This is a genomic window from Actinomycetospora chiangmaiensis DSM 45062, from assembly GCF_000379625.1.
GTDB classification, from domain to species: Bacteria; Actinomycetota; Actinomycetes; order Mycobacteriales; family Pseudonocardiaceae; genus Actinomycetospora; species Actinomycetospora chiangmaiensis.
Window position 1 is genome coordinate 59,737 of record NZ_KB903248.1, and the last position, 23,693, is coordinate 83,429.

20 protein-coding genes and 1 pseudogene are annotated in these 23,693 nt (G+C 73.3%); 4 read left to right on the forward strand and 17 right to left on the reverse strand.

Annotation, left to right across the window (positions count from 1 at the left end; genetic code table 11):
* Positions 1 to 38: 38 nt before the first annotated feature.
* Positions 39 to 455: a group I truncated hemoglobin gene (locus A3CO_RS0128430; protein WP_018335660.1), complete on the forward strand. Its 417-nt coding sequence runs from the start codon at positions 39 to 41 to the stop codon at positions 453 to 455.
* 2 nt (positions 456 to 457) lie between these two features.
* Here the strand turns inward: A3CO_RS0128430 and A3CO_RS34730 are convergent, their stop codons facing one another.
* The 3 genes from A3CO_RS34730 to A3CO_RS0128445 form a co-directional block, all read right to left on the reverse strand.
* Positions 458 to 862 (reverse strand): VOC family protein, encoded by a 405-nt coding sequence (locus A3CO_RS34730; protein ID WP_018335661.1) that lies wholly within the window; start codon positions 860 to 862, stop codon positions 458 to 460.
* A 10-nt stretch (positions 863 to 872) separates the two neighbouring features.
* Complete coding sequence (locus A3CO_RS0128440; RefSeq protein WP_018335662.1) at positions 873 to 1,712, reverse strand: amidohydrolase family protein; 840 nt, start codon at positions 1,710 to 1,712, stop codon at positions 873 to 875.
* A 71-nt stretch (positions 1,713 to 1,783) separates the two neighbouring features.
* The gene (locus A3CO_RS0128445) at positions 1,784 to 2,608 is read right to left on the reverse strand and encodes a class II aldolase/adducin family protein (RefSeq protein ID WP_018335663.1); all 825 of its coding nucleotides are present in this window, start codon (positions 2,606 to 2,608) and stop codon (positions 1,784 to 1,786) included.
* A 57-nt stretch (positions 2,609 to 2,665) separates the two neighbouring features.
* Here A3CO_RS0128445 and A3CO_RS0128450 point away from each other — a divergent pair, with 57 nt between their 5' ends.
* From A3CO_RS0128450 to A3CO_RS0128460, 3 genes are read left to right on the forward strand one after another with little or no spacing between them, the layout of a single operon-like run.
* Positions 2,666 to 3,721 (forward strand): LLM class flavin-dependent oxidoreductase, encoded by a 1,056-nt coding sequence (locus tag A3CO_RS0128450; RefSeq protein WP_051086137.1) that lies wholly within the window; start codon positions 2,666 to 2,668, stop codon positions 3,719 to 3,721.
* Between the two features lie 7 nt (positions 3,722 to 3,728).
* Positions 3,729 to 4,766 (forward strand): LLM class flavin-dependent oxidoreductase, encoded by a 1,038-nt coding sequence (locus tag A3CO_RS0128455; RefSeq protein ID WP_026205100.1) that lies wholly within the window; start codon positions 3,729 to 3,731, stop codon positions 4,764 to 4,766.
* The gene (locus tag A3CO_RS0128460) at positions 4,763 to 5,554 is read left to right on the forward strand and encodes a crotonase/enoyl-CoA hydratase family protein (RefSeq protein WP_018335666.1); all 792 of its coding nucleotides are present in this window, start codon (positions 4,763 to 4,765) and stop codon (positions 5,552 to 5,554) included. The genes A3CO_RS0128455 and A3CO_RS0128460 overlap by 4 nt, the downstream gene beginning before the upstream one ends.
* A 159-nt stretch (positions 5,555 to 5,713) precedes the next feature.
* Here A3CO_RS0128460 and dnaE read toward each other — a convergent pair whose 3' ends face one another.
* From dnaE to pgeF, 14 genes and pseudogenes are all read right to left on the reverse strand, one after another.
* The gene (gene dnaE, locus A3CO_RS0128465) at positions 5,714 to 9,256 is read right to left on the reverse strand and encodes a DNA polymerase III subunit alpha (protein ID WP_018335667.1); all 3,543 of its coding nucleotides are present in this window, start codon (positions 9,254 to 9,256) and stop codon (positions 5,714 to 5,716) included.
* A gap of 289 nt (positions 9,257 to 9,545) precedes the next feature.
* Positions 9,546 to 10,388, reverse strand: a complete 843-nt coding sequence (gene dapA / locus A3CO_RS0128470) for a 4-hydroxy-tetrahydrodipicolinate synthase (RefSeq protein WP_018335668.1) — start codon at positions 10,386 to 10,388, stop codon at positions 9,546 to 9,548.
* Positions 10,389 to 10,440: 52 nt separating this feature from the next.
* Positions 10,441 to 11,418, reverse strand: a complete 978-nt coding sequence (locus A3CO_RS0128475) for a malate dehydrogenase (RefSeq protein WP_018335669.1) — start codon at positions 11,416 to 11,418, stop codon at positions 10,441 to 10,443.
* A 106-nt stretch (positions 11,419 to 11,524) separates the two neighbouring features.
* On the reverse strand, positions 11,525 to 12,799 hold the full coding sequence (locus A3CO_RS0128480) for an NAD(P)/FAD-dependent oxidoreductase (protein WP_018335670.1): 1,275 nt from the start codon (positions 12,797 to 12,799) through the stop codon (positions 11,525 to 11,527).
* Positions 12,800 to 12,968: 169 nt separating this feature from the next.
* Complete coding sequence (locus A3CO_RS34735) at positions 12,969 to 13,652, reverse strand: hypothetical protein (protein WP_018335671.1); 684 nt, start codon at positions 13,650 to 13,652, stop codon at positions 12,969 to 12,971.
* A gap of 116 nt (positions 13,653 to 13,768) precedes the next feature.
* Positions 13,769 to 14,704: an RluA family pseudouridine synthase gene (locus A3CO_RS0128490; protein ID WP_018335672.1), complete on the reverse strand. Its 936-nt coding sequence runs from the start codon at positions 14,702 to 14,704 to the stop codon at positions 13,769 to 13,771.
* On the reverse strand, positions 14,704 to 15,324 hold the full coding sequence (lspA, locus tag A3CO_RS0128495; RefSeq protein ID WP_018335673.1) for a signal peptidase II: 621 nt from the start codon (positions 15,322 to 15,324) through the stop codon (positions 14,704 to 14,706). The genes A3CO_RS0128490 and lspA overlap by 1 nt, the downstream gene beginning before the upstream one ends.
* A gap of 49 nt (positions 15,325 to 15,373) precedes the next feature.
* Positions 15,374 to 16,861, reverse strand: coding sequence for a potassium/proton antiporter (locus A3CO_RS0128500; RefSeq protein WP_018335674.1), 1,488 nt, complete (start codon positions 16,859 to 16,861; stop codon positions 15,374 to 15,376).
* Between the two features lie 69 nt (positions 16,862 to 16,930).
* Positions 16,931 to 17,740 carry a class I SAM-dependent methyltransferase gene (locus tag A3CO_RS34740; protein ID WP_157647897.1) on the reverse strand — a complete coding sequence of 270 codons (810 nt, stop codon included), beginning with the start codon at positions 17,738 to 17,740 and terminating at the stop codon, positions 16,931 to 16,933.
* Positions 17,741 to 17,784: 44 nt separating this feature from the next.
* Positions 17,785 to 19,764, reverse strand: a complete 1,980-nt coding sequence (locus tag A3CO_RS0128510) for a hypothetical protein (RefSeq protein ID WP_026205101.1) — start codon at positions 19,762 to 19,764, stop codon at positions 17,785 to 17,787.
* Positions 19,765 to 19,835: 71 nt separating this feature from the next.
* Positions 19,836 to 20,774: a DivIVA-like cell division protein Wag31 gene (gene wag31, locus A3CO_RS0128515; protein WP_018335676.1), complete on the reverse strand. Its 939-nt coding sequence runs from the start codon at positions 20,772 to 20,774 to the stop codon at positions 19,836 to 19,838.
* A 385-nt stretch (positions 20,775 to 21,159) separates the two neighbouring features.
* A pseudogene (locus A3CO_RS39240) lies at positions 21,160 to 21,513 on the reverse strand (cell division protein SepF); the annotation flags it as partial.
* 703 nt (positions 21,514 to 22,216) lie between these two features.
* Positions 22,217 to 22,966: a YggS family pyridoxal phosphate-dependent enzyme gene (locus A3CO_RS0128525; protein WP_018335678.1), complete on the reverse strand. Its 750-nt coding sequence runs from the start codon at positions 22,964 to 22,966 to the stop codon at positions 22,217 to 22,219.
* Positions 22,963 to 23,673, reverse strand: a complete 711-nt coding sequence (gene pgeF / locus A3CO_RS0128530; protein ID WP_018335679.1) for a peptidoglycan editing factor PgeF — start codon at positions 23,671 to 23,673, stop codon at positions 22,963 to 22,965. Before pgeF ends, A3CO_RS0128525 begins: the two co-directional genes overlap by 4 nt.
* Between the last annotated feature and the right edge of the window lie 20 nt (positions 23,674 to 23,693).

The window sequence follows — 23,693 nt, forward strand, 5'->3', positions numbered from 1 at the left end:
TCGGGTCGACCACCACTCTCGTGCTCGGGGGAGACGACATGACCGACAGCCTCTACACCCGTCTCGGCGGGACCTACGCGATCGCGGGCGCGGTCGACGTCCTGGTCGACCGCCTGTTCGAGAACGCCGGCGTCATCGCGAACCCGGGTGTCGCCGAGCACCACGTCGCGGCCAACGGCCCGGGCTACAAGTTCCTCGTCACGGCGTGGTCGATCGAGGCCGCCGGCGGACCGAAGTGCTACCCGGGCCTGGACATGATCGCCGCCCACACCTCGCTGCACATCACCGACGAGCAGTTCAACGCCGTGTCCTTCGAGATCGAGGCCACCCTGCGCTTCCTGGGCGTCCCCGAGGCGGAGACGAAGGAGTTCATGGAGATCATCGAGCACTACCGCCCCGAGGTCGTCGCGCAGCAGAAGGTCGAGCAGGCCGGCACGCTGGAACCTGCGGCCTGAGGTCAGGGCGTCGGCAGCCAGATCTCCCAGGCGATCCCGTCGGGGTCGGCGAAGGAGATGAAGGACGCGTAGCCGATGTCGCGGACCGGGCTGTGCTCGACGCCGTGGGCGGTCAACTGCTCGCCCCACGCGTCGAGGGCGTCGCGGTCCGCGACGGTCAGCGCGACGTGGTCGAGGCCCGTGCGCTGCGGACTGAACCGCTCCCCCGACCCGTCGAGCGGCTCGTGGATGCCGAGCGTGATCCCGGAGTCGGCATGGCGCAGCAGCTGCCGCGGATGGCGCGCCTCGGGCGGCCCCTCGAGCCGGTCGGTGACCGCCTCGAACCCGAGGACCCGACCGTAGAACTCGGCGCTCGCCGCCATGTCCCGGACCACGAGCGCCACGTGGGCGATGCCGCTGAAGCTCATGCGCGCGGGACTACCCCGCGAGACCCGGGAAGACGCGCGCCGCGTTGCCGCCGAGGACGGCGTCGGTGAGGTGCTCGGGCAGGCCGAGGTCGCGGACGGCGGCGATGTTGCGCGACGGGCTCGCGGCGGGTGAGTCGGTGCCGAAGATCGACTTGGCGGCCACGCGCTCCAGGCCGGAGCTCGCGTAGTAGGTCGGCAGGCGCTTGGGCGGCAGACCGGCGAGGTCGAGCCAGAGGTTCTCGCGCGTCAGGGCGAGGGACGCGGCGACGTCGTAGCTCCAGCCGCGCCCGCCGTGCGCGAGGACCACGACGAGCTCCGGGAAGTCGCGCATCACGTCGTCCATGAGCACCGGGTCGCCGTGCTTGGAGGACGCGCCCGGGAAGAACGACGGGCCGGTGTGGACGATGACCGGGACGCCGCGCTCGGCGCAGCGGGCGTAGGCAGGGTAGAGCTCGCGGTCGTTCGGCGCGATCCCGGCGTGCACGGGATGGATCTTCAGCGCGACGGCGCCGTGGTCGAGCTGCCGGTCGAGCTCCCGGGCCACCGGGTGGTGCACGTGCGGGTTGACGTTGGCGACGATCCGGAAGCGCTCCGGGTCGTGCTCGACGATCGGGAGCATGTCCTCGACGGTCTGCCAGCCCGTGGCCTTCGGGCTGTACTCGCAGAACAGCAGCACCCGGTCGACGCCCTCGTCGGCGAAATACGCGCTGACCCGCTCCGGGATCGGCGCCCCCTCGTCGTCGTACATCGCCGCCCACGCCGCGGTGTCGCCCGCCGGGCCGATCCACGTCTCCCACGACACCTTCAACCGGGCGAGGTGGGCGACGTGGACGTGGGCGTCGACGATCATGTGCCCTCCGGGCTCGTGAGCAGAAAGTGGCGTTATAGCACCACCAAGTGCTCACGAGCGCGGAGCGCACCTCAGTCGAACAGGTCCGGGTCCGTGCGCACGATCTCGTCCCAGATGGGCTGGAAGGAGAACCACCCGGCGTACTCGGAGCCGGTCTGCTCGGCCGAGAACTTGGCGTTCTCGTGGTCGATCTGCGTCGGGGTGCCGGCGGCCTCGGCGAGCAGCTGGGCCTGGCAGTTGCGCTCGGTGTTGATGAACCACCAGGCCGCCTCGGCGACGGTCTTGCCGACCGAGAAGATGCCGTGGTTCTGGTGGAACACCATCTTGCGGCCGGTCAGCCCGGTGGCCAGGGCCCGCCCGACCTCCGGGTCCAGCACCACCGCGCCGCGCCCCTCGGACACCACACCGTGCTGCTCGTAGAGGGTGCAGGCGTCCTGGGTGATCGGGTCGAGCGGGCGGCCGAGCGAGGACCACGCCTTGCCGTACACCGAGTGCGCGTGGGCGGCCGCCACGATCTCGGGGTGCGCGTGGTGCACCGCGGAGTGGATGACGAAGCCCGCCTGGTTGACCGGCTTGTTCCCGTACACGACGTCGCCGTCGTGGTTCACGGCGATGAGGTCGGAGACCCGGATGTGCCGGAAGCTCATGCCGAACGGGTTGACCCAGAACATGTGCGGGTCCTCGGGGTCGCGCACCGTGATGTGTCCGGCGATCCCCTCCCCGAAGCCGAACCGCCCGAACACCCGGAACGCGCCCGCGAGCTGCTGCTTGCGGTGCAGCCGCTCCTCCTCGACGGTCGCGAACGTCGGCGGCTGCGGCATCTGGATCCCCTCCTGCGAGGGGCGGAAGCCCGACATCTCGTCGGAGCTGGGGCGGTCCTGCGTCGGTGCGGCCATGCCTCGACGGTGCGCCGCCGCCCGCGCGCGGGTCAAGAGGGGGGCATGATCGGGGGCATGCCCGCACCCGGCACCCCGCTCGAGAAGCTCGGCTTCCTCACGATCGGCACCTTCTCCCCGGACGACCCGCGCCCCGGCCACGAGAGCCTGCTCCAGGAGATCGTGCTGGCCGAGGAGCTCGGGTTCGACTCGGTGTGGCTGCGCCACCGCCACCTGCAGCACGGGGTCTCCTCCCCCGTGACGCTGCTCGCGGCGGCCTCGCAGCGCACGTCGCGGATCGAGTTCGGCACCGCGGTGACCCCGCTCGGCTGGGAGAACCCGCTGCGCTACGCCGAGGACCTCGCGACTCTCGACGTCCTCTCCGGCGGCCGCATGAACCCGGGCCTCTCGGTCGGCCCGCCCGGGCACTTCGACGACGTGAAGCACTCGCTCTACCCCGACACCGCCGACGCCGAGGACTTCACCTACACCCGCGTGGAGCGCCTCCTGTCGCTGCTGCGCGGCGAGCCCGCGAGCACGTTCTCCGGCGTCCAGGGCATCGAGGTGTTCTCCGACCACGTCCAGCCGCACGCCGTCGGCCTCGCCGACCGCGTCTGGTACGGCGCGGGGAGCGACCGCTCCGCCGTCTGGGCCGGGGAACACGGACTCAACCTGCTGACCTCGTCGGTGGTCCGCGTGGGCGAGGACGAGGAGCCGGACTTCGAGGGCATCCAGTCCCGCACCATCCAGGCCTACCGCAAGGCCCTTCCCGACGGCAGGTCGGGCCGGGTCTCGCAGGGGCTCGTCGTCATCCCGACGGACTCCGCCACGTCCGAGCAGGTGGCGAAGTACTCCGAGTACGTCGAGGGCAGGACCCCGCGGACGTCGTCGCCGCAGGGCCCGGGGCGGCTGCTGTTCGCCCGCGACATCCTCGGCACCTCCGAGGAGATCGCGGCGGCGCTCTACGCGCACGCGGCGTTCCGGGAGGTCACCGAGGTGGTGTTCGCCCTGCCGTTCGGGTTCGCGCACGAGGACTACGTCCAGATCCTGACGGACATGGCCACGCATCTCGGTCCGGTGCTCGGGTGGCCGGGCGTGGCGAGCGGAGCGACGGGGGGTCGTGCCGGGGCATGATCTGTCCATGCCCGAACCCGGTGTGCCCCTGGAGCGGCAGGGCTTCCTGACCCTCGGCACGTACGACGGCGCCGATCCAGCCCCCGGCCACGAGTACCTGCTGCGCGAGATCGTCCTGGGCGAGGAGCTCGGCTTCGACTCGGTGTGGCTGCGGCACCGCCACTTCCAGTCCGGCATCTCCTCGCCGATCGCGATCCTCGCGGCGGCCTCGCAGCGGACGTCGCGGATCGAGTTCGGCACCGCGGTGACGCCGCTGGGCTGGGAGAACCCGCTGCGCTACGCCGAGGACCTCGGCACCGTCGACGTCCTCTCCGGCGGCCGCATGAACCCGGGCCTGTCCGTCGGCCCGCCCATCCACTGGGACGACGTCAAGGCCGGCCTCTACCCCGACACCGCCGACGTCGAGGACCTGACGTACCACCGCGTGGAGCGCCTCCTCGCGATGTTGCGCGGCGAACCCGCGAGCACGTTCGCGGGGGTCGACGGCATCGAGTCCTTCTCCGACTACGTGCAGCCGCAGTCGCCGGGGCTCGCCGACCGCGTCTGGTACGGCGGCGGCAGCCGTCGCTCGGTGCGCTGGGCCGGCGAGCAGGGGCTCGCCATGCTCACCAGCAACGTCATCCAGTCCGAGGGGCACGACCTCGGCGACGACGCCGCCCGCGTCTTCCCTCTCATCCAGGCCGAGCAGATCGAGCTGTTCCGCTCCGTCCACCCGCTCGGCGCGGCGGCCCGCGTGTCCCAGGGCCTCGTCGTCATCCCGACCGACTCCGCGACCGCCGACCAGAAGGCCCGCTATGCCGCCTTCGTCGAGCACCGGACCCCGCGCACGGCGGTGGCCCACGGTCCCCGCCAGATGCTCTACGCCCGCGACCTCATGGGCCCCTCCGAGGAGATCGCGGAGGCGCTCTACGCGAACCCGGCGTTCCGCCAGGTCCGCGAGGTGGTGTGGGCCCTGCCCTTCACCTTCGAGCACGCCGATTACGTGCAGATCCTCACCGACGTGGCGACGAAGCTCGGCCCGGCCCTGGGCTGGAGCCCGCGGTGAGCCTCGTTCCCGACGCCGGGTCGGTGCAGGTCTCGCACGACGGTCCCGTCACCACCGTGACCCTGCGCCGCCCCGAGCGGCGCAACGCCGTCGACGGCCCGACGGCGCTGGCCCTCGCCGAGGCCTTCCGGACGTTCGACGCCGACGAGTACGCCTCGGTGGCCGTGCTCCACGGGGCCGACGGCGTGTTCTGTGCGGGCGCCGACCTGACCGCGGTGGGGAGCGCGTCCGGCAACCGCACGGACCCCGACGGCGACGGCCCGATGGGCCCGACCCGGCTGCGGCTCTCGAAGCCGGTGATCGCCGCGGTGTCGGGTCACGCCGTGGCCGGCGGACTTGAGCTCGCCCTGTGGTGCGACCTGCGCGTGGCCGACGAGACCGCCGTGTTCGGCGTCTTCTGCCGCCGCTGGGGCGTGCCGTTGATCGACGGCGGGACCGTCCGCCTCCCCCGCCTCATCGGCGCGAGCCGGGCGATGGACCTGGTGCTGACCGGCCGGGCCGTCGACGCCGCGGAGGCGCTGGCGATCGGGCTCGCCAACCGCGTGGTCCCGGCGGGCGAGGCGCTGTCGTCCGCGCAGGCCCTGGCCCGGGACCTGGCCGCCTTCCCGCAGGTCTGTCTGCGCGCCGACCGGGCGTCGGTGCTCGGCCAGGAGGGGCTCGACGAGGAGTCCGCGCTCGCCGCCGAGTTCTCGGGCGGCATGGCGGCGCTCCTCGCCGAGGGCGTGCCCGGCGCGGCGCGCTTCGCTGCCGGGGCGGGTCGGCACGGGAGCTTCGACACTCCGGGCTGATCCCGGCGTGACGTGCTCTCTGGGAGCGGGCCCACCCGCTCACCCGTGGGCGAGACGCACACCAGACATGCCGTACGGCCCACGAAGTTGCCTCACGTCGCCCTCGCGCACCTGCGCACCCGATCGTGGAGCCGGCCCGACAGACCGGCGCCCTCGACGTCAGCTCAGGCAGCGAGGGCCGAGCAGGGCCTTGAGGTCGCCCATGAGGGCGCCGGAGTTGGTGACCTTCAGCCCGTCGTCGAGCCGCAGCACGTGCGACGCGCCGTTGGCGGCGAGCAGTGTCAGGTGGACCTCGCTCGGACCGGGGTGGGCGACGAGGACCTCCTTGAACTTCCCGACCCGCTCCGGCGTGCAGCGCGCGCTCTCGATCGTCACCCGCACCGGCGGGGCGGCCTGCGCCCCGGTGGAGAGGTCGGGTACCGCGAGGTCCTCCACGAACAGGCTGACGCGGTCGTCCCGCTTGTTGACCTTCGCCTTCAGCAGCACGATCGCGTCCTCGGAGACGTCGATCGACACGGCCGCGTAGGTCCGCGGGAAGAACAGCACCTCGATGCCGGCGGCGAGGTCCTCGATCTGGGCCGAGGCCCAGGGCTCGCCCTTCTTGTTCACCCGCCGGTTGACGTTCGCGAGGATGCCGCCGACCGTGATCGACGCGCCCTCGGGGACGTCGCCCTCCAGGATCTTCGTGATCGGGGTGTCGGCTCGGCTCGCCAGCACGTGCTCGATGCCGTTGAGCGGGTGCCCCGAGACGTAGAGCCCGAGCATCTCCCGCTCGAGGGCGAGCCGGTGCTTCGGCTCCCACTCCCCCTCCGGCACCTTGACGTCGAACATGCCGGTGGTGTCCGCCTCCTCGGCGGCCCCGTCGTCGTCGAAGCTGCCGAACAGGTCGAACTGGCCGTCGGCCTCGGCCCGCTTGGTGGTCATCACCGCGTCGATCGCCTCGGCGTGCACCAAGGCGAGGCCCTTGCGCGGGTGCCCGAGCGAGTCGAACGCGCCCGCCTTGATGAGCGACTCGACCGTCTTCTTGTTGCAGACCTGCTGCTCGACCTTGCGCAGGAAGTCCGAGAAGTCGGTGAAGTTGCCCTTCTCGCGACGGCTGCCGACGATCGACTCGACGACGTTCGCGCCGACGTTGCGGATGGCGCCGAGACCGAAGCGGATGTCGCTGCCGACCGGGGCGAAGTCGCGCACCGAGTCGTTCACGTCGGGCGGGAGCACCGTGATGCCCATGCGCCGGCACTCGGCGAGGTAGATCGCCGCCTTGTCCTTGTCGTCGCGGACGCTGGTGAGCACGGCGGCCATGTACTCGGCGGGATAGTTGGCCTTGAGGTAGGCGGTCCAGTAGGACACGACGCCGTACGCCGCGGAGTGCGCGCGGTTGAACGCGTAGTCGGAGAACGGCAGCAGGATGTCCCACAGCGTCTTGATCGCCGCGGCCGAGTAGCCGTTGTCCTTCATGCCCTGGGCGAAACCCTCGTACTCCTTGTCGAGGATCTCCTTCTTCTTCTTGCCCATGGCGCGACGAAGCAGGTCGGCCTTGCCCAGCGAGTAGCCCGCGAGCTTCTGGGCGATCGCCATGACCTGTTCCTGGTAGACGATCAGGCCGTACGTCTCGCCCAGGACGTCCTTCAGAGGCTCCGCCAGCTCCGGGTGGATCGGCGTGACCTCTTGGCGCTTGTTCTTGCGGTCCGCGTAGTCGTTGTGGGCGTTCGCGCCCATGGGGCCGGGGCGGTAGAGCGCGCCGACGGCGGAGATGTCGTCGAACTCGGTGGGCGCCATGCGCCGCAGCAGGTCGCGCATCGGGCCGCCGTCGAGCTGGAAGACCCCGAGCGTGTCGCCGCGGGAGAGCAGCTCGTAGGTGGCCGGGTCGTCGAGCCCGAGGTTGTCGAGGTCGAGCGGCTCCTTGCCGTTCAGCGTGATGTTCTTGAGCGCGTCGTCGATGATCGTGAGGTTGCGCAGGCCCAGGAAGTCCATCTTCAGCAGCCCGAGGGTCTCGCAGACCCCCATGTCGAACTGCGTGATGATCGCGCCGTCGGCCTCACGCCGCTGGATCGGGATCACGTCGATGAGGTTCTCCCTCGACATGATCACGCCGGCGGCGTGCACGCCCCACTGGCGCTTCAGCCCCTCGAGGTCCCGCGCGGTGTCGACGATCTCCTTGACCTGCGGGTCCGACTCGTAGAGCGCCCGCATCTCGGCGGCCTCGGAGTAGCGCTTGTGGCTCGGGTCGAACACGCCCGACAGCGGGATGTCCTTGCCCATGACGGCGGGCGGCATCGACTTGGTGATCCGGTCGGCCACCGCGTAGCCGGGCTGGCCGTAGAGCACCCGCGCGGAGTCCTTGATCGCGGCCTTCGCCTTGATCGTGGAGTACGTGATGATCTGGGCGATCTTCTCCTCGCCGTACTTCTCGGTGACGTAGCGGATCATCTCGCCGCGCCGGCGCTCGTCGAAATCCATGTCGATGTCGGGCATGGAGACGCGCTCGGGGTTGAGGAACCGCTCGAAGATCAGCTTGTGGTGGATCGGGTCGAGGTCGGTGATCCCCAGGACGTACGCGACGAGGCTGCCCGCCGCGCTGCCTCGACCGGGCCCGACGCGCAGGTTGACCGAACGCGCGTAGTTCAGCAGGTCGGCCGTCACCAGGAAGTAGCCCGGGTAGCCCATCTGCATGATGACCGAGACCTCGTACTCGGCCTGCTTGCGGTAGGTGTCCGGGACGCCGTTCGGGAACCGCCAGTGCAGGCCCCGCTCGACCTCCTTCACCAGCCACGAGCCCTCGGTCTCGCCCTCGGGCACCGGGGCGACCGGCTGCAGGTCGCGGCCCTCGGTGAAGGTGATGTCGACCCGCTCGGCGATCGCCAGCGTGTTGTCGCAGGCCTCGGGGAAGACCGGGTCCCACTGCGCGCGCATCTCCGCGGCCGACTTCAGGTAGAAGTCCTGCGCGTCGAACCGGAAGCGGTTCGGGTCGTTCATCGTCTTGCCGGTCTGGACGCAGAGCAGCACCTCGTGGGGCTTCGCGTCCTTCGCGTAGGTGTAGTGCAGGTCGTTCGTCGCGAGGCCCGGCAGGTCGAGCTTCTTCTTCAGGTCGTAGAGGTCGTCGCGGACCCGGCGCTCGATCTCGATGCCGTGGTCCATCAGCTCGCAGAAGAAGTTGTCGCGGCCGAAGATGTCGCGGTAGTCGCTCGCGGCCTGCATCGCGCCGTCGCGGTCGCCGTACTGGAGCAGGCGCGCGACCTCGCCCGACGGGCACCCCGTCGTCGCGATGATCCCCTTGCCGTAGGTCTCCAGGAGCTCCCGGTCCATGCGGGGCTTGTAGTAGTACCCCTCGAGGCTCGCGAGGCTGGAGAGCCGGAAGAGGTTGTGCATCCCCTCCGTGTTCTCCGCCAGGAGCGTCATGTGGGTGTACATCTCGCCCGGGTTGTCCTGGTCGGCCTTGACGCCGTTCAGGGTGGCCCGCTTGCGCTCGTGCCGGGAGCCCGGCGCGATGTACCCCTCCATGCCGATGATCGGCTTGACCCCGTGCGCCTTCGACTTCTTCCAGAACTCGTAGGCGCCGTAGGTGTTGCCGTGGTCGGTCATCGCCAGGGCCGGCATGCCCATGCGGGCGGCCTCGGTGAACAGGTCGTCCAACCGCGCCGCGCCGTCGAGCATCGAGAACTCGGTGTGGGTGTGGAGGTGGACGAACGAGTCGTCGGACACGCCAGGAACCTCCCCGCAGGCAGCCGGTCAGGACGCGGGCCACGCTACCCGTCGGGTCCGACAGTCTCGGCGCTCACTCGGGCGGCGGGACGTCGGCCCTGCTCACCGCACCCGGACGGCGTGTCGGCGCCCCGGCGGGCCGCCGGCGCGTCGCTCGGACCCGCACGGACAGCGCACCGAGCCGTCGCACGAACCGGGCCACGCCACGGCGGAGGGCACTCTCGGACGACGAGACCGACCGAAGGGGCCCCTCGCGCGGACCCGCACCACCCGCCGTCGGGAAGGAGGGCTACAGCAGCCCCGCGCCCTCCAGGGCGGCCCGCACCACGGCGGCCTCGTCCTCGGACGCCTCCACCAGCGGGAGACGGAGCTTCGGCCCGCACAGGCCCAGCATCGCCAGGGCGGCCTTGACCGGGATCGGGTTCACCGTCACCGAGAGCGCGTCGAGGATCGGCTTGAACACCGTCTCGAGCTCGGCGCGGTGCTCCGGCTCGCGGGCCATGCGGGCCATGAGGTCGCCGCAGACGTGCGAGGCGACCGAGATGACCCCGCACTCCCCGAGGTCGAGCACCGGGGCGTACAGCTCGTCGTTGCCGGCGTAGATGCCGAGCCCGTCGACCTTGGCGAGGTTCGCGTTGGCGGCCTGCTTCACGTAGTCGACGTGCTCGATCTGGGCCAGCTCGGCCAGCTCGTCGTTCGGCACGTCCCGCGAGACCCGCGAGGGGATGTTGTAGAGCACGATCGGCTTGTCGGTCGCCTTCGAGACCTCGCGGTAGTGCGCGGCCAGGCCCCGCCGGTTCGGCCGGTTGTAGTACGGCGTCACCGACAGGATCGCGTCCACGCCCGCGGCGGTGGCCCGCTCGGTCATCTCGACGGCGTGGCGGGTGTCGTTCGACCCGGCGGACCCGACGATCGTCACGCCGGCCGGGCGCTCGGTGCACGCGAGCTCCACGAGGCGCATGTGCTCCTCGATGGAGAGCGTGGGCGACTCACCGGTGGTCCCGCACACGACGATCCCGTCGGAACCGTGCGCGGCGAGGTGGTGCATCAGGTCGACGAAGGTCTTCTCGTCGACGGCGCCCTGCTCGTCGAAGGGCGTGACGATGGCGGTGAGGACGGTTCCGAGCGACACCCCGACAGGTTGCCCTGTCGGGGTGCCGGCCGTCGACACCGGGTGGCCGGTCCTAGACCAGGCCGAGCTTCTTCACGGCCTCGCGCTCCTCGGCGAGCTCCGCGGTCGACGCGTCGATCCGCTCGCGGGAGAAGTCGGAGATGTCGAGGCCCTGGACGATCTCCCACTTCCCGTCCCTGGCGGTGACCGGGAAGGACGAGACGAGGCCCTCGGGGGTGCCGTAGGAGCCGTCGGAGACGATCGCGGCGGAGGTCCAGTCGCCCTCGCGGGTGCCGTTGACCCACGTGTACACGTGGTCGATCGCCGCGGCGGCCGCGGACGCCGCGGACGACGCGCCCCGGACCTCGATGATCTCGGCGCCGCGCTTCGCGACGCGCGGGATGAACTCGTCGGTCAGCCAGCCCTGGTCGATCTGGTCGGCCACCGGCTTGCCGTCGATGAGGACGTTCGAGACGTCCGGGTACTGCGAGGCGGAGTGGTTGCCCCAGATCGTGAACTTCGAGATCTGGCCGACGCCGACGCCGAACTTGTTGGCGAGCTGCGCGAGACCACGGTTGTGGTCCAGCCGCGTCATCGCCGTGAAGCGGTCCTTCGGGACGTCCGAGTTGGACGCCGCGATGAGGGCGTTGGTGTTCGCCGGGTTGCCGACGACGAGCACCTTCACGTCGTCGGCCGCGCCGTTGAGCGCCTCGCCCTGGGGCTTGAAGATGCCGCCGTTGGCCTCGAGGAGGTCGGCGCGCTCCATGCCCTTCGTGCGCGGGCGGGCGCCGACCAGCAGGCCCACGTTGGCGCCCTCGAAGGCCTTCGTCGCGTCGTCGTAGACGTCCACGCCGTCGAGCAGCTCGAACGCGCCGTCCTCGAGCTCGAGCGCCGTGCCCTCGGCGGCCTTCACGGCCTGCGGGATCTCGAGGAGCTTGAGCCGGACCTTGCGGCCCTCCCCCAGCAGCTGGCCGGAGGCGATACGGAACAGCAGCGCGTATCCGATCTGACCGGCGGCACCGGTGACGACGACGTTGACGGGCGAGGCCATGCTCAGTCTCCAGACGATGAGGACCCTGATCTTCCGGGCCGCCAGCCTCCCACGTCCGGCCAGGGGCGACGCGGCGAGGCATGTCACCCCACCGCGCCGGCCCCGATCAGTCCCCGACGACGAGCTGCGAGCGCCGCTGACCGATGTACCGGAAGGTCAGGGCGAGCGAGACCATGATCCGGTTGCGGTTGCCCAGCAGCGCGAAGATGTGCACGAACATCCACGCCAGCCAGGCGATGGTGCCCGTGAGCTTCGGGCCGTGGGCGATCTCGGCCACGGCGGCGCGGCGCCCGATGGTGGCCATCGTGCCCTTGTCGAAGTACTTGAACGGCGCCGGCGCCCGTCCCTCGATCAGGGCGAGCAGGTTCTTCGCGGCCTGCGCGCCGGTCTGGATCGCGGGCTGCGCGAGCTGCGGGAGCGGGTTGTCGTCGATGACGCCGATGTCGCCGGCGACGAAGACCTCGGGGTGCTCGGGGACCCGCAGCTGCGAGTCGACGACGATGCGGCCGCCACGTCCCTGGGTCAGGCCCCACTTCTTCACGGTGTCGTGCGCGGCGACGCCGGTCGCCCAGATGGTCATCTGGGCCGGGATCTCCTCGCCGTCCTTGAGCACGACGCGGTCGGGCCGCACCTCGGCCACCGCGGTGCCCAGGCGCAGCTCCACGCCGCGCTCGCGCAGCTGGTTGGCCGCGTACCGCCGCAGCTTCGCGTCGAACGGCCCGAGGACCTTGTCGGTCATCTCGAGCAGGATGACCTTGACGTGGTCGGGGTCGAGCTCGGGGTACCGCGTGGGCAGCATCGAGTTGCGCAGCTCGGCGAGCGTGCCGGCCATCTCGACGCCGGTGGCGCCCCCGCCGACGACGACGACCGACGCCCCGTCGGTCTCGCCCGTCGCCGAGATGTGGTCGAGATAGCCCATCATCCGGTCCCGCACCGCGAGCGCCTCGCCGCGCGTGTAGATCGGGTAGGCGTTCTCCCGGGCCCCGGGGACGCCGAAGTAGTTCGTCGTGACGCCGTTGGCGAGGATCAGGTAGTCGTAGGTCAGGTCCGGCCCGACGTCGAGCGTGACGACCTTCGCCTCGGGGTCGATCTCCGTGACGACACCCTTGCGGAAGGTGACCCACGTCGAGCTCTTGCGCTCGACGCCGGAGACGAACGAGCGGGCGCCGTAGGTGATGTCGCCGGGGTTCAGCGCTCCGGTGGCCACCTGGTAGAGCAGGGGCTGGAAGGTGGAGTAGCTGTGCCGGTCGATGAGCGTGACCCGCACCGGGGCCTTGCGCAGCGACCTCACCGCGGAGATCCCGGCGAAGCCCGCTCCCACGACGACGACGTGAGGACGCGTGTCCGTCTCCGCCGCCCCCTTCGACACCGCGGCACTCATCAGCCCTGCGCTCCTCTCCCCTTCGCGCTGGCCGATTCGATTCAGAGCGGCCCAGCACGCGTGTTCTGACTACCCTCCATGCTCCCCCGTCACGCCACGCGGTGGGGCGTCGCCCCGTGAAGCGCACGTCACGTCGTGTCCCCGCTCACGCCCGGGACACCGGCGTGCGTCACCCGGTCGAGGGCACCGGTCCGTCGTCGGGAACGGGCCCGACGACGGGTCCGTCGGCCCGTCCGGCGCCCTGCTCGGGCAGCAGCGGCGACACCGCGAGGCCCGACCGTGCCGTCCCCGGCGGCGCGACCTGCACCGCGCGCACCCCCGGTCGCGCCCGCAGCGCGGGGACGTCGGCCGGCGCGACCCGGACCACCACGGCCACCAGGCAGGCGCAGTCCGGCCGACCCAGCGCCGCGGCCTCGGCGGCCGCCACCGCGGCCCGTCGCGTCCCGGCCGGTGCGACCATCGCGTCCTGCGCGGCCTGCCCGGCCGCCGTCGTCACCGCGGCACGCAGCGCCGCCTCGGGTGGGGCGGGTTGGAGGTCGACCTCCCGCAACGCCGTCTGCACCCGGGGGAACGGGACCCGCACCACTGCCTGCAGGGGGGTCACCGCCCCGCCGTTCCCGACCGCGGGTGCGGCGGCCGCCGGCGTCAGGCCCGTGTCGAACTCCACGAGGGCGGGCCGGGCCGACGGGTCGGCCGGGTCGGGGACGACGGCGGCCCGCGCCAGGTAGGCGGTCACGTCCTCCCCCGGCTCCGGGCCCAGCCGCACCGCGTCGGTCGACGTGGTACCTCCGTCCGGCCCGTCGCGCTGCGAGCCCGCCACCCACGCCGTCACCAGGAGGACGACCAGCAGCACCGCCGCCCCGATCGCGTACCGCGGCCAGCGCGGCTGCTCCTCGTCGTCGGGACCGGCCTCGTCGTCGGGACCGGCCTCGTCGTGGGGACCGGCCTCGTCGTCGGGACGGCGCTCGCTCAGTTCGAGGCCCGGAGCACGTCGAGGGCGTGGGCGAGATCGGCGGGTGGTTCGCTGACGAACTCGACCCACCGGCCGTCGGCGGGGTGGTGCAGGCCGAGGCGGTGCGCGTGCAGCCACTGGCGGGTGAGCCCGAGCCGCTTGGAGAGCGTCGGGTCGGCGCCGTACCCGGAGTCGCCCACGCAGGGGTGGCGCAGCGCGGAGAAGTGCACGCGGATCTGGTGGGTGCGCCCGGTCTCGAGCTCGACCTCGAGCAGCGAGGCCGCCGGGAACGCCTCGAGGGTCCGGTAGTGCGTGACCGACGGCTTGCCGTCGGTCATCACCGCGAACCGCCAGTCGTGCTTGGGGTGGCGGTCGATCGGGGCGTCGATCGTGCCGTCGCTGGGGTCGGGGTGGCCCTGGACGACGGCGAGGTAGGTCTTGGCGACGGTCCGCTCGCGGAAGGCGGTCTTGAGCACCGAGTAGGCACGCTCGGACTTCGCCACGACCATGACGCCGGTGGTCCCGGCGTCGAGCCGGTGGACGATGCCCTGCCGCTCGGCCGCGCCGGAGGTGGCGATCGAGACGCCGAGCGCCGCCAGCCCGGCGACGACCGTCGGCCCGGTCCAGCCCGGGCTCGGGTGCACCGCCACACCGACCGGCTTGTCCACCACCACGATCTCGTCGTCCTCGTGGAGCACGACGAGGCCCTCCACGGCCCGCGCGGTGACGATCCGCTCGGCGGGCTCCCGCTCCGGGTCGGGCAGGTCGACCTCGAGCCAGCTGCCCGCCACGAGCCGGTCGGACTTCCCGGCCACGGACCCGTCGAGGCGCACCGCGCCGTCCTCGGCGAGCGCGGCCACGACCGTCCGGGAGAGCCCGAGCATGCGGGAGAGCCCGGCGTCGAGCCGCAGCCCGTCGAGCCCGTCGGGCACCGGGAGCGTGCGCAGGGTCATCAGGTCTCCCCCGCGCCGACCGCCGCGCGGCCGGACCGGGACCCGTCGATCTCGATGCCCCACAGTGCGAGGCCGACGAGCAGCGCACCGCCGAGGCAGATCGCGGAGTCGGCGGCGTTGAACACCGGCCACCACCCCACGGAGACGAAGTCGACCACGTGGCCCTGCAGCGGACCGGGCCCGCGGAAGAACCGGTCGATGAGGTTGCCCAGGGCGCCGCCGAGCACGAGCCCCAGGGCGACGGCCCAGCCCCGGGAGCGCATGCGCCGGGCGTACCGCGCGATCCCGACGACGACGGCGACCGCCACCAGCGTCAGCAGCCACGTCATCCCCGTGGCGAAGGAGAAGGCCGCACCCGGGTTCCGGACGAGGACCAGGCTGATGGTGCCGTCGAGCAGCAGCGGGATGCGCTGCCCGTCGGCCAACGCGGCGACGATCGCGATCTTGGTGGCGAGGTCGACGACGACGACCACCACCGCGACGGCGACCAGCAGCGGCAGCCGACGTCGGGCGGGTGCCGCGGGCGGTGCCGCGGGCGCGGTGTCGTCGGACCCGGGGGTGTCGGCCCCGACGGTGCCGGCCGCGTCGGTCGCGGCGGTGCCGTCGCTCGCGTCGGTCATGTCCCCATCCTCCCCCGCCGCGCGGCGAGCTCGCCGTGAGGCCCCTCGCTCACGGCGACGGCGACGTGCCGGAGTCGCCGCGCCAGCGCGCGAGGCGACCCGACCGGTCCACGGCCCGCAGCCGGTCCTCGGCGGCCTCGCGTGCCGTGGTAGTGGCGACGACGAGGAGCTGGTCGCCCTCCTGGATGCGGGTGTCGGCCTGCGGGGTGAAGCTCGCGCCCCGGCGCACCACCAGCGACAGCCCCGTGCCCTCCGGCAACCGCAGCTCCCGCACGTAGACGCCGTGCATCCGCGAGCCCTGCGGCACCGTCATCTGCAGCAGGTCCGCCCGCAGCGCCTCCAGCGGGGCGGCGTCGACCTCGATCTCCTGCACCGGCGGCTTGGCCAGGCCGAGGGCCTTCGCGACGGCGGGGAGGGTCGTCCCCTGCACGACGGTCAGCACCACCACCAGCACGAACACGGCGTCGACGAGCTCACGGGCGCCTGGCAGGCCGCCGGTGAGCGGGACGAGCGCGAGCACGATGGGGACCGCTCCGCGCAGGCCCGCCCAGGACAGGAACGCCTGTTCCTGCCACGGCACCCGGAACCACACCGCGGCGGCCACCACCGAGAGCGGACGGGCGACGAGGAGCAGCACGGCCGCGGCGATGACGGCGGGCACGACGGCCCCGAGCAGCCGGTCCGGGGACACGTACAGGCCCAGCAGCACGAACAGCCCGATCTGGGCGAGCCAGCCGAGTCCCTCGGCGAAGGACCGGGTGCCCTCGCGGTGGGGCAGGGCGCCGTTGCCGAGCACGAGCGCCGCCACGTAGCAGGCGAGCAGCCCCGACGCGTGGAGGCTCTGCGTGAGGGCGTAGGCCCCGACGCAGACGGCGAGCGTCGCCAGCGGGTAGAGCCCGGTGGCGGGGAGCGCCGCGCGCCGGAGCCCCGCGGCGCCGAGCCGCCCGATGAGCAGGCCGAGGACCCCACCGAGCAGGAGCTCGTAGACCACGAGCAGGGGGTCGGTCCAGGAGATCGCGGTGCCGGCGGAGAGCAGCAGCACGGCGATGAACGCCGGGGCGTCGTTGAGGCCCGACTCCAGTTCCAGCGCGCCCACCAGCCGCCCGCCGAGCCCGAGCCCGCGCAGCACGCTGAACACGGCCGCGGCGTCGGTGGAGGCCAGCACCGCGCCCCACAGGAACGCGACGCGCAGGTCGAGACCGAGCAGCCAGTGCAGCGCGTAGCCGGTCACGGTGATGCTCACGGCGACCGAGACCGTCGACAGCGCGACCCCGAGCCCGAGGGCGGGCCGGACCGTCGACCAGCGGGTGGAGAGCCCCCCGTCGGCCAGGATCAGGACGAGCGCGGCGACCCCGAGCGCCTGGGTGAGCACGGCGTCGTCGAAGCGGATGCCGAGGCCCGCCTCGCCGATGAGGACGCCAATGCCCAGGTAGAGCAGCAGCGAGGGCAGACCGAGCCGCGTCGAGAAGCGGACGGCGACGACTGCGAGCAGCACGACGGCCGAGCCGATCCCCAGCAGCAGCGGCAGCCGGTCCACGCGCCGCGATCACCCCTGTCGTCACCCGCCCCGACCCGAGAGGGGATCGTAGCGTCGGGCGGGTCGACCTCAGGGCCGCCAGCTGAACGTCACTCGCTCCGCGGGTGGTGCGGTGGGGCCGTCGTGCGCGGCGAGGGCGGCCGCCACCTCGCCCGCGCGCTCGGGCGGCAGGCACAGCCGGCGGGTGACCCGGACGACGCGGGCGTCGGGGTCCTCCGGCGGCCGCGGGTCCGCGGTCCAGCGCTGCACCTCCGGCTCGACGCCGAGCTCGGTCAGCACCGCGAGCGCGTCGTCGGCGGTCGGGGGCGCGGGGCGGCGGACCCCGTGGAACCGCTGCCAGAACGGGTCGAGCCAGGCCTGCGGGTGCGTCGCGTGGAGCTCCATGACGACGCCGCGGCGGGCGGCGGCCCCCAGCCCCGCCGCGAAGGCGGCGAGGTCGGCGGTGTCGTAGCCGACGTGGTGGCACAGGACGAGGTCGGCGGTGCCGGTGTCGGGCAGCGCCTCGGGCCACGAGCCGAGGACCGCCTGGTAGGGCATCCCCCACTCCAGGCACGCCCCCACGAAGGCGGCGAGCATGTCCGACGCCGGGTCCACCCCGACCACGTGGCGCGCCTCCCCGACCAGGGCGAGCGACGCCGCCCCGGCCCCGCACCCGACGTCGAGCACGGTCCGCTCGGCCGACTCCGCCAGCACCGCGACCCCGACCCGGCGCGACGGCGTGTCCGGCGGGTCGGCCACCGGCCGGAACCGCTCCGGGTCCTGTCGGTAGGGACTGGCCGGGGCGTGGGCGAGGATCTCGTCCGGGACCGCGCGCGCCGCCATCAGGGCGGACCAACGAGCGGCGGCGGTGCCGGGCTGCGTGCCGGTCGGGGTCTCCACGACGACCATCTGATCACGCGGGGCCCGCCGCCCGCTCCACCCCGTCAGCGGCGGCTGTCCGCCCCGTGCTGCTCGGCGAGCGACCGGACCGGGGTGCACCACGAGCAGCCGGTGAACCCGAGCTCGATCGCCTCCGACACGGGCAACGGGATCACCTCGCGACCGAACAGGTAGCCGCAGCGCCCGAGGTGGAAGCGCGGCTCCTCGTCGATCACCAGCACCTCGTCCACCCGGGCGGCGACGACGTCGAGGCTGGCCCGGTCGGGCTGCTCGTCGTCGGGCTCGGGGGCGCGGGCCGGCGGCGGGGTCATCGGCGGCGGCGTCATCGGCGGCGGCGTCATGGCCGGCGGTGCCTGCCGGTCGTGGCCGTTGGTCCCCGTGCGCCCCGCGTCCGCCCCGTGAGCCGTCCGCTCGGTGGAGTCCGCCTGGTCGCGGCCCTGCGCGGGCAGGGTCTGGGACGGCGGGGTCTGGCTCGGCGGGGTCTGGGCCTGCGTCGCCGTGGCGTCCGCGTCGCCGTCGGCGGCCGGCACGCGCGGCGGCGGGCCGTCACCGAGGCGGGTCTGCGCCGGCTGACCGAGCCCCTGCTGCGGCTGGCCCTGCGGCGGCTGGCCCTGGGGCGCGTACCCCTGGGACGCCTGGCCCTGGGGCGCGTACCCCTGGGACGCCTGGCCCTGCGGCGTCTGGCCCTGCAGCGGCTGCGATGCCGGGGCCTGGCCCTGCAGTCCGTGCCCCTGTCCCTGGAGGGGCTGGGACGGCGGGGCCTGCACACCTCGGTCCTGGACCGGCTGGGACGGCGGTCCCTGGCGCGGCACCTGGCCCTCCTGGGGCACCTGGTCCTGCTGGGCGGGTCGGCCGGGGAACTCCTGCGGCGGTCGCCCCGGTTGCTGTCCGGACGGACCGGCGGCGTCCCGCTCCGGCGAGCCGGGCGTCTGACCTGCAGCGTCGTCCGCGGCACGGCGCCCGTCCTGGACGGCACCGGCACCGGCACCGAAGGCACCCGGGGCGCCCGTGCTGTTGCCCGGCCGGTCCTGGCCCTCCGGGCGCCGGACGGCGTCGGAGTCGGAGTCGGACGGCGCGTCCGCGGACTCGTCACGGTCGTCCGGGCGACCCGAGGGAGCGTCCCGCCGCATGCGCTCGAGGGCGTCCGCGGAGATCCGGTTGGTCGCGTCCTGCTCGTCCTCGCGGTCGTGGCCGGCGGCAGCAGCGGCCACACCCACGGCACCGGCCGTCCCGGCCGCGACGGTGGCCGCGGTCAGTCCCTGCCCGTCGACGCGGGTCGCGTCGGCATCGGCGCCGTGGACCGTCGCCGTCTCCCCGCCGGTCGTCTCCGGGGCGGACGCGGCGGCGTCGCGCGGCGGCTGGCCGGGCTGCTGCGGTCCTCCGGGGCGACCGGGACCCTGGGGGCCATTAGGACCCTGCGGCGCACCGAGACCCTGCGGCCCGCGCGGGCCCTGCGGCGGCATCCCGCCGGGACGGCCACCGGGACCGGCGGCCGGGGTGCCCGGGAGGGGCACCAGACCGAGGAACCGGGAGCCCTCGGGAGCGTTCGGCACCCGCGACGGGTCGTGCCCGAGACGACCCGACGCCGAGGCACGCAGACCCCGCGGGATTCCGCGGGGTCGGGCGGGCGGCGGGGGCATCGGTGCCCGGCCGTGCTGGCCGGGGCCGCCCTGCGGCGGCGCGCCCTGCGGCGGGCCGGCGAACGGACGTCCACCGGGACCGTTCTGCGGCACGGGCCCCGACGCCGGAGCTGCGGTACCGGGGGCCGACGGCGGCCCGGGCTGCTGGGCCCACGGTTCCTGGCCCGGGGCACCGGTTCCACCGAGAGCGCCGACCGCGGCCGGCGCGGCCGCCGGCTCGGCCGCCCGCGCCCTGCGACGCCGCATGACGTCGGCGATCAGCAGGGCCGCGGCCACGGCGCTCGCCGCGACCGAACCCCACGCCCAGGCTGCCGTGGCGGTGACCACGGCGACCACGAGCAGCGCGAACGCCACGACGACGCAGAGCAGCACGAGCAGTAGCACGTTCGACCCCTCACCTGGCGGGTCGGGTCACCGATCGGAAGCCTTCCCCTGCCCCGACCGGATCGCCCGACTCAGCTGCCGGCTTCGGCCCGGGAGCCGTATCCGCTGGTCGCGTACCCACCCGAACCGTTGCGGCTCGCACCGTCGGCCGGCGCCGCCGACCCACGACCCTCGAGGTCGCGCAGCTGGGACTCCAGGTACGTCTTGAGCCGGGTCCGGTACTCCCGCTCGAAGGTGCGCAGCTCGTCGATCTTCTTCTCGAGCCCGCTCTTCTGCTGCTCGATCAGGGTGATCGTCTCGTTGTGCTTTCGCTGCGCGTCCCGCTCGAGGGTCGAGGCCTTGTCGCGGGCCTGCCGCTCCAGGGTCTCCGCCCGGGTCCGGGCGTCGTTGAGCATCGTCTCGGCGCGGCTGCGGGCCTCGTTGACCATGCTGTCGGACTTGGTGCGCGCCTCGGAGAGCAGCTGCTCGGACTTGGTCCGGGCGTCGGACAGCATGCCGTCCGCCTCGGACTTCGCCTCGGCGGTCAGCCGGTCGGCCATCTCCTGGGCGAGCCCGAGGACCTTCGCGGCCTGGACGTGGTGGTCACCCCCGGCCATCGGCGAGGGATCGGCGCCGTAGGGCGGCGGCACGATCGACTGCTGCGGCTGCGGCACGGGCTGCTGGGCCACCGGCATCGGCTGCTGGACCGTGCGCGGCGCGTCCTCGACGGGACGCTGCTGCGGCGGCTGCACCATCGTGGTGGCCGGCGCGGGCGGCTGCGACTGGCTCGGCTGCGACGGGGCCTGGGCGGCCTTGCTACGGGCATCGTCCAGGTCGGCGTGGGCGCTCGAGAGCTGCTGCTCGAGCTGCTCGACCTGCTCGCGGAGATCGTTGTTCTCCTCGAGCAGTCGCCCGAGCTCGGCCTCGACGAGGTCGAGGAACGCATCGACCTCGTCCTCGTTGTAGCCCCGTTTGCCGATGGGCGGCTTGCTGAACGCGACGTTGTGGACGTCGGCGGGGGTCAGCGGCATCGGATCTCCTCAAGCACTCCTCGGCTGCGGAACCCCAGGTACCTCGGGCTCTTCGAGCTCCGCGACACGCAGAGTATGACCTCTGCGAGCAGGTGAACCATAGTGGACGGGTCCAGGGCTGCGCTGCGAACGACGCCCGATCGGTGACACAGCGCCACGGATCAAGGCCATGCCACTCACACGCGTACCTCGCGACACGCCAGAGAGCGATCGGCCGGACGGTGCGGGACCGCTCACCGAAGTCGACCGGCCGTAGCGGTCCGACTTCCCCTGCTCCACGCGGCACCCCTGGGCCGGACGGACGCTCAGCGCCCCCGTCCGACCACCCACCGCAATCGCCCGGGGAGGTCTTGCCCGCTCTCAGCTTCGGCTCAGGAAGAGCGGGTCAGGACGTCTCCGCGAACTTGCGCCGCTCGGTCGCGGAGACCTCGACGTTGGGCGGTGAGAGAAGGAACACGCGGTTGGTGACCTTCTCGATCGAGCCGCGCAGGGCGAAGGCCAGACCCGCCGCGAAGTCGACGAGCCGCTTGGCCGCGGCGTCGTCCATCTCGGTGAGGTTCATGATCACCGGAATGCCGTCCCGGTAGCGCTCACCGATGACCCGGGCCTCGTTGTAGCTGGTGGGCCGCAGCGTGGTGATCTCGGGGACCGCCGGGGTGTCGGTGGCCTTCGCCGGGGCGGCCTCGACGGCCCGCACCGGGCGCACCGGCTCCTCGGACAGCGCCAGGGCCGCCGCGCCGGACGCGCGCAGCGCCTCGGAGCCCGACCCGCCGGCGGCGAGCGACCCCGAGAGCGACCCCGAGGACCCCGACGACGAGCTGCCGACGGCGGCGAGGGCGCCGGAGCGCGACCGCGACGTGTGGTTCGGGCCGGTGTTCTGCTCCCAGCTACGACCCCGGGTGCTCGAGCGGACGGACACGTCGGCCTCCTCGTCACGGTCACCGGACGTCGTCCGGTCGTCGGCGGCGAGCCGCGGGAGGTCGCGCTCGGTGCGCCCCTCGGACTCGGGGTCCCGGGGCCGCGGCGTGCGGACCCGGTCGTCGGACAGCGCCCGCTCGCGCTCCGGGGTCCCCCGGCGCTCGTAGCGGTCGGCACGCTCGGTGCGGTCGGCACGCTCCGACCGGTCGGACTCGTACCGGTCGTCGTACGAGTCGTAGCGCTCCTCGAAGCGGTCGGACTCGTACCGGTCGGCCTCGTGGCGCCGGCGGCCGTAGCGGTCGCCCGCGTAGGCGTCGTAGCGGTCCCCGGCACGGGAGGGGCGGTCGCCGTACGGGTCGTGGTCGCCGTACCCGTCGTAGGCGTCCAACTCGTCCGCGGGCACCATGCCGAAGTACGCCTTCACCCGGTGCAGAGCGGTCATGGCAGCCCTCTCCCCTTCACCGCCGACCGACCCGCGAGACAGCCGACTTACATCCGTGTCATTCACTCACACGGAACGCTAGCTACCGGGCGCCGAGGAGAGCCGTTCCGACACGCACACACGTCGATCCGTGCTCGATCGCGGCCTCGAGATCGCCCGACATGCCCGCGGAGAGTGTCGTCGCCTGCGGAAACGACCGCCGCACCCGATCGGCGACGACGGCAAACGTGCCGAAGGCCTCGGCCGGGTCCGCGTCGCGCGGGGCCACCGTCATCACGCCGTCGAGGGACAGGTGGGCGCAGCGCTCGACACGCTCGGCCAACCCCTCCACGTCGTCGACCCCCACCCCGCCGCGGCCCTCGGCGCCGTCGAGGCTCACCTGGACCAGCACGTGCAGCGGCCCGGACCGCTCCCCCGCCTCCCGGGCCGAACCGGCCGCGCGGTCCAGCGCGTCGACGAGGCGCGGCGAGTCCACCGAGTCGACCGCGTGCGCCCAGCGGGCGAGCGAGCGCGCCTTGTTCCGCTGCAGCCGCCCCACGATCCGCCAACGCGCGGCGGCGTCGGGCCGCAGCGTCGTGAGCTCGGCGGCCTTCGCCGCGCCCTCCTGCTCCTTGTTCTCCCCGAACTCCGCGAGCCCGAGGTCGACCAGGAGGGCGACGTCCGACGCCGGCCAGGTCTTCGTGACGGCGAGCAGGCCCACCTCGGCGGGGTCCCGCCCGGCCGCGCGGGCGGCCGCGTCGATCCGGGCCCGCACGTCCTCCAGGGCACGGCGCAGGACCTCCCGCCGGGCGGTGTCCCCCGTCGCCGGCTCCGCTGCCTCTCGTGCGGTCACCGGCGGTCGTACTCCCACCAGACGACGCCCGCGAGCCGCCCGGTGGGCCGGGTCCGGCGGTGACTGAAGAGCTGGTCGTCCTCGAGGGTGCAGCGCCCGTCCGCGTCGACCGCGGTCACGCCCTCGCCGCGCAGCTGGCGCACCAGTCCGGCGCGCAGGTCCAGCGAGGGGGTCCCGATCCGGGTGGTGGCGGCGCTGCCGGGCAGGGCGGCGTCGACCTCGTCGCGCATCTCCTCGGGCACCTCGTAGCAGCGCCCGCAGACGCTCGGGCCCAGCAGGGCGTCGATGCGGCCACGCTCGGCGCCGAGCTTCTCCATGGTCGCCAGGGTGGTGGGCAGCACGCCCGCCGCGGCGCCGGTGCGGCCCGCGTGCGCCGCCGCGACCACGCCCGCCTCGGCGTCGGCCAGCAGGACCGGCACGCAGTCGGCCACGACGACGGCGAGCGCGAGGCGCGGCTGCTCGGTCGCCAGTGCGTCGGCCGTGGGGATCCCGTCCTGCGGGCCCTCCACGACCGTCACGTCGGTGCCGTGGACCTGGTTCATCCACGCGACCCGGGTCGGGTCCAGCCCGATCCCCCGGGCCAGACGTTCCCGGTTCGCGGCGACCGCCGCCGGATCGTCCCCGACGTGGTCGCCCAGGTTGAAGGAGTCGTACGGGGGCCTCGACCGGCCGCCCGCACGCGTGGTCAGGACACGACGTACCCGCACGCCACCCATCGTCCCAGGTC

Excerpts from the sequence above, each read along its gene's own strand:
- A3CO_RS0128455 (WP_026205100.1), top strand. The coding sequence starts at position 3,729 with ATGCCCGAACCCGGTGTGCCCCTGGAGCGGCAGGGCTTCCTGACCCTC.
- A3CO_RS0128475 (WP_018335669.1), bottom strand. The coding sequence starts at position 11,418 with ATGGCCTCGCCCGTCAACGTCGTCGTCACCGGTGCCGCCGGTCAGATC.
- lspA (WP_018335673.1), bottom strand. The coding sequence starts at position 15,324 with ATGACCGACGCGAGCGACGGCACCGCCGCGACCGACGCGGCCGGCACC.
- A3CO_RS0128450 (WP_051086137.1), top strand. The coding sequence starts at position 2,666 with ATGCCCGCACCCGGCACCCCGCTCGAGAAGCTCGGCTTCCTCACGATC.
- A3CO_RS0128445 (WP_018335663.1), bottom strand. The coding sequence starts at position 2,608 with ATGGCCGCACCGACGCAGGACCGCCCCAGCTCCGACGAGATGTCGGGC.
- A3CO_RS0128440 (WP_018335662.1), bottom strand. The coding sequence starts at position 1,712 with ATGATCGTCGACGCCCACGTCCACGTCGCCCACCTCGCCCGGTTGAAG.
- A3CO_RS0128480 (WP_018335670.1), bottom strand. The coding sequence starts at position 12,799 with ATGAGTGCCGCGGTGTCGAAGGGGGCGGCGGAGACGGACACGCGTCCT.
- A3CO_RS34730 (WP_018335661.1), bottom strand. The coding sequence starts at position 862 with ATGAGCTTCAGCGGCATCGCCCACGTGGCGCTCGTGGTCCGGGACATG.
- A3CO_RS0128490 (WP_018335672.1), bottom strand. The coding sequence starts at position 14,704 with ATGACCCTGCGCACGCTCCCGGTGCCCGACGGGCTCGACGGGCTGCGG.
- A3CO_RS0128430 (WP_018335660.1), top strand. The coding sequence starts at position 39 with ATGACCGACAGCCTCTACACCCGTCTCGGCGGGACCTACGCGATCGCG.
- wag31 (WP_018335676.1), bottom strand. The coding sequence starts at position 20,774 with ATGCCGCTGACCCCCGCCGACGTCCACAACGTCGCGTTCAGCAAGCCG.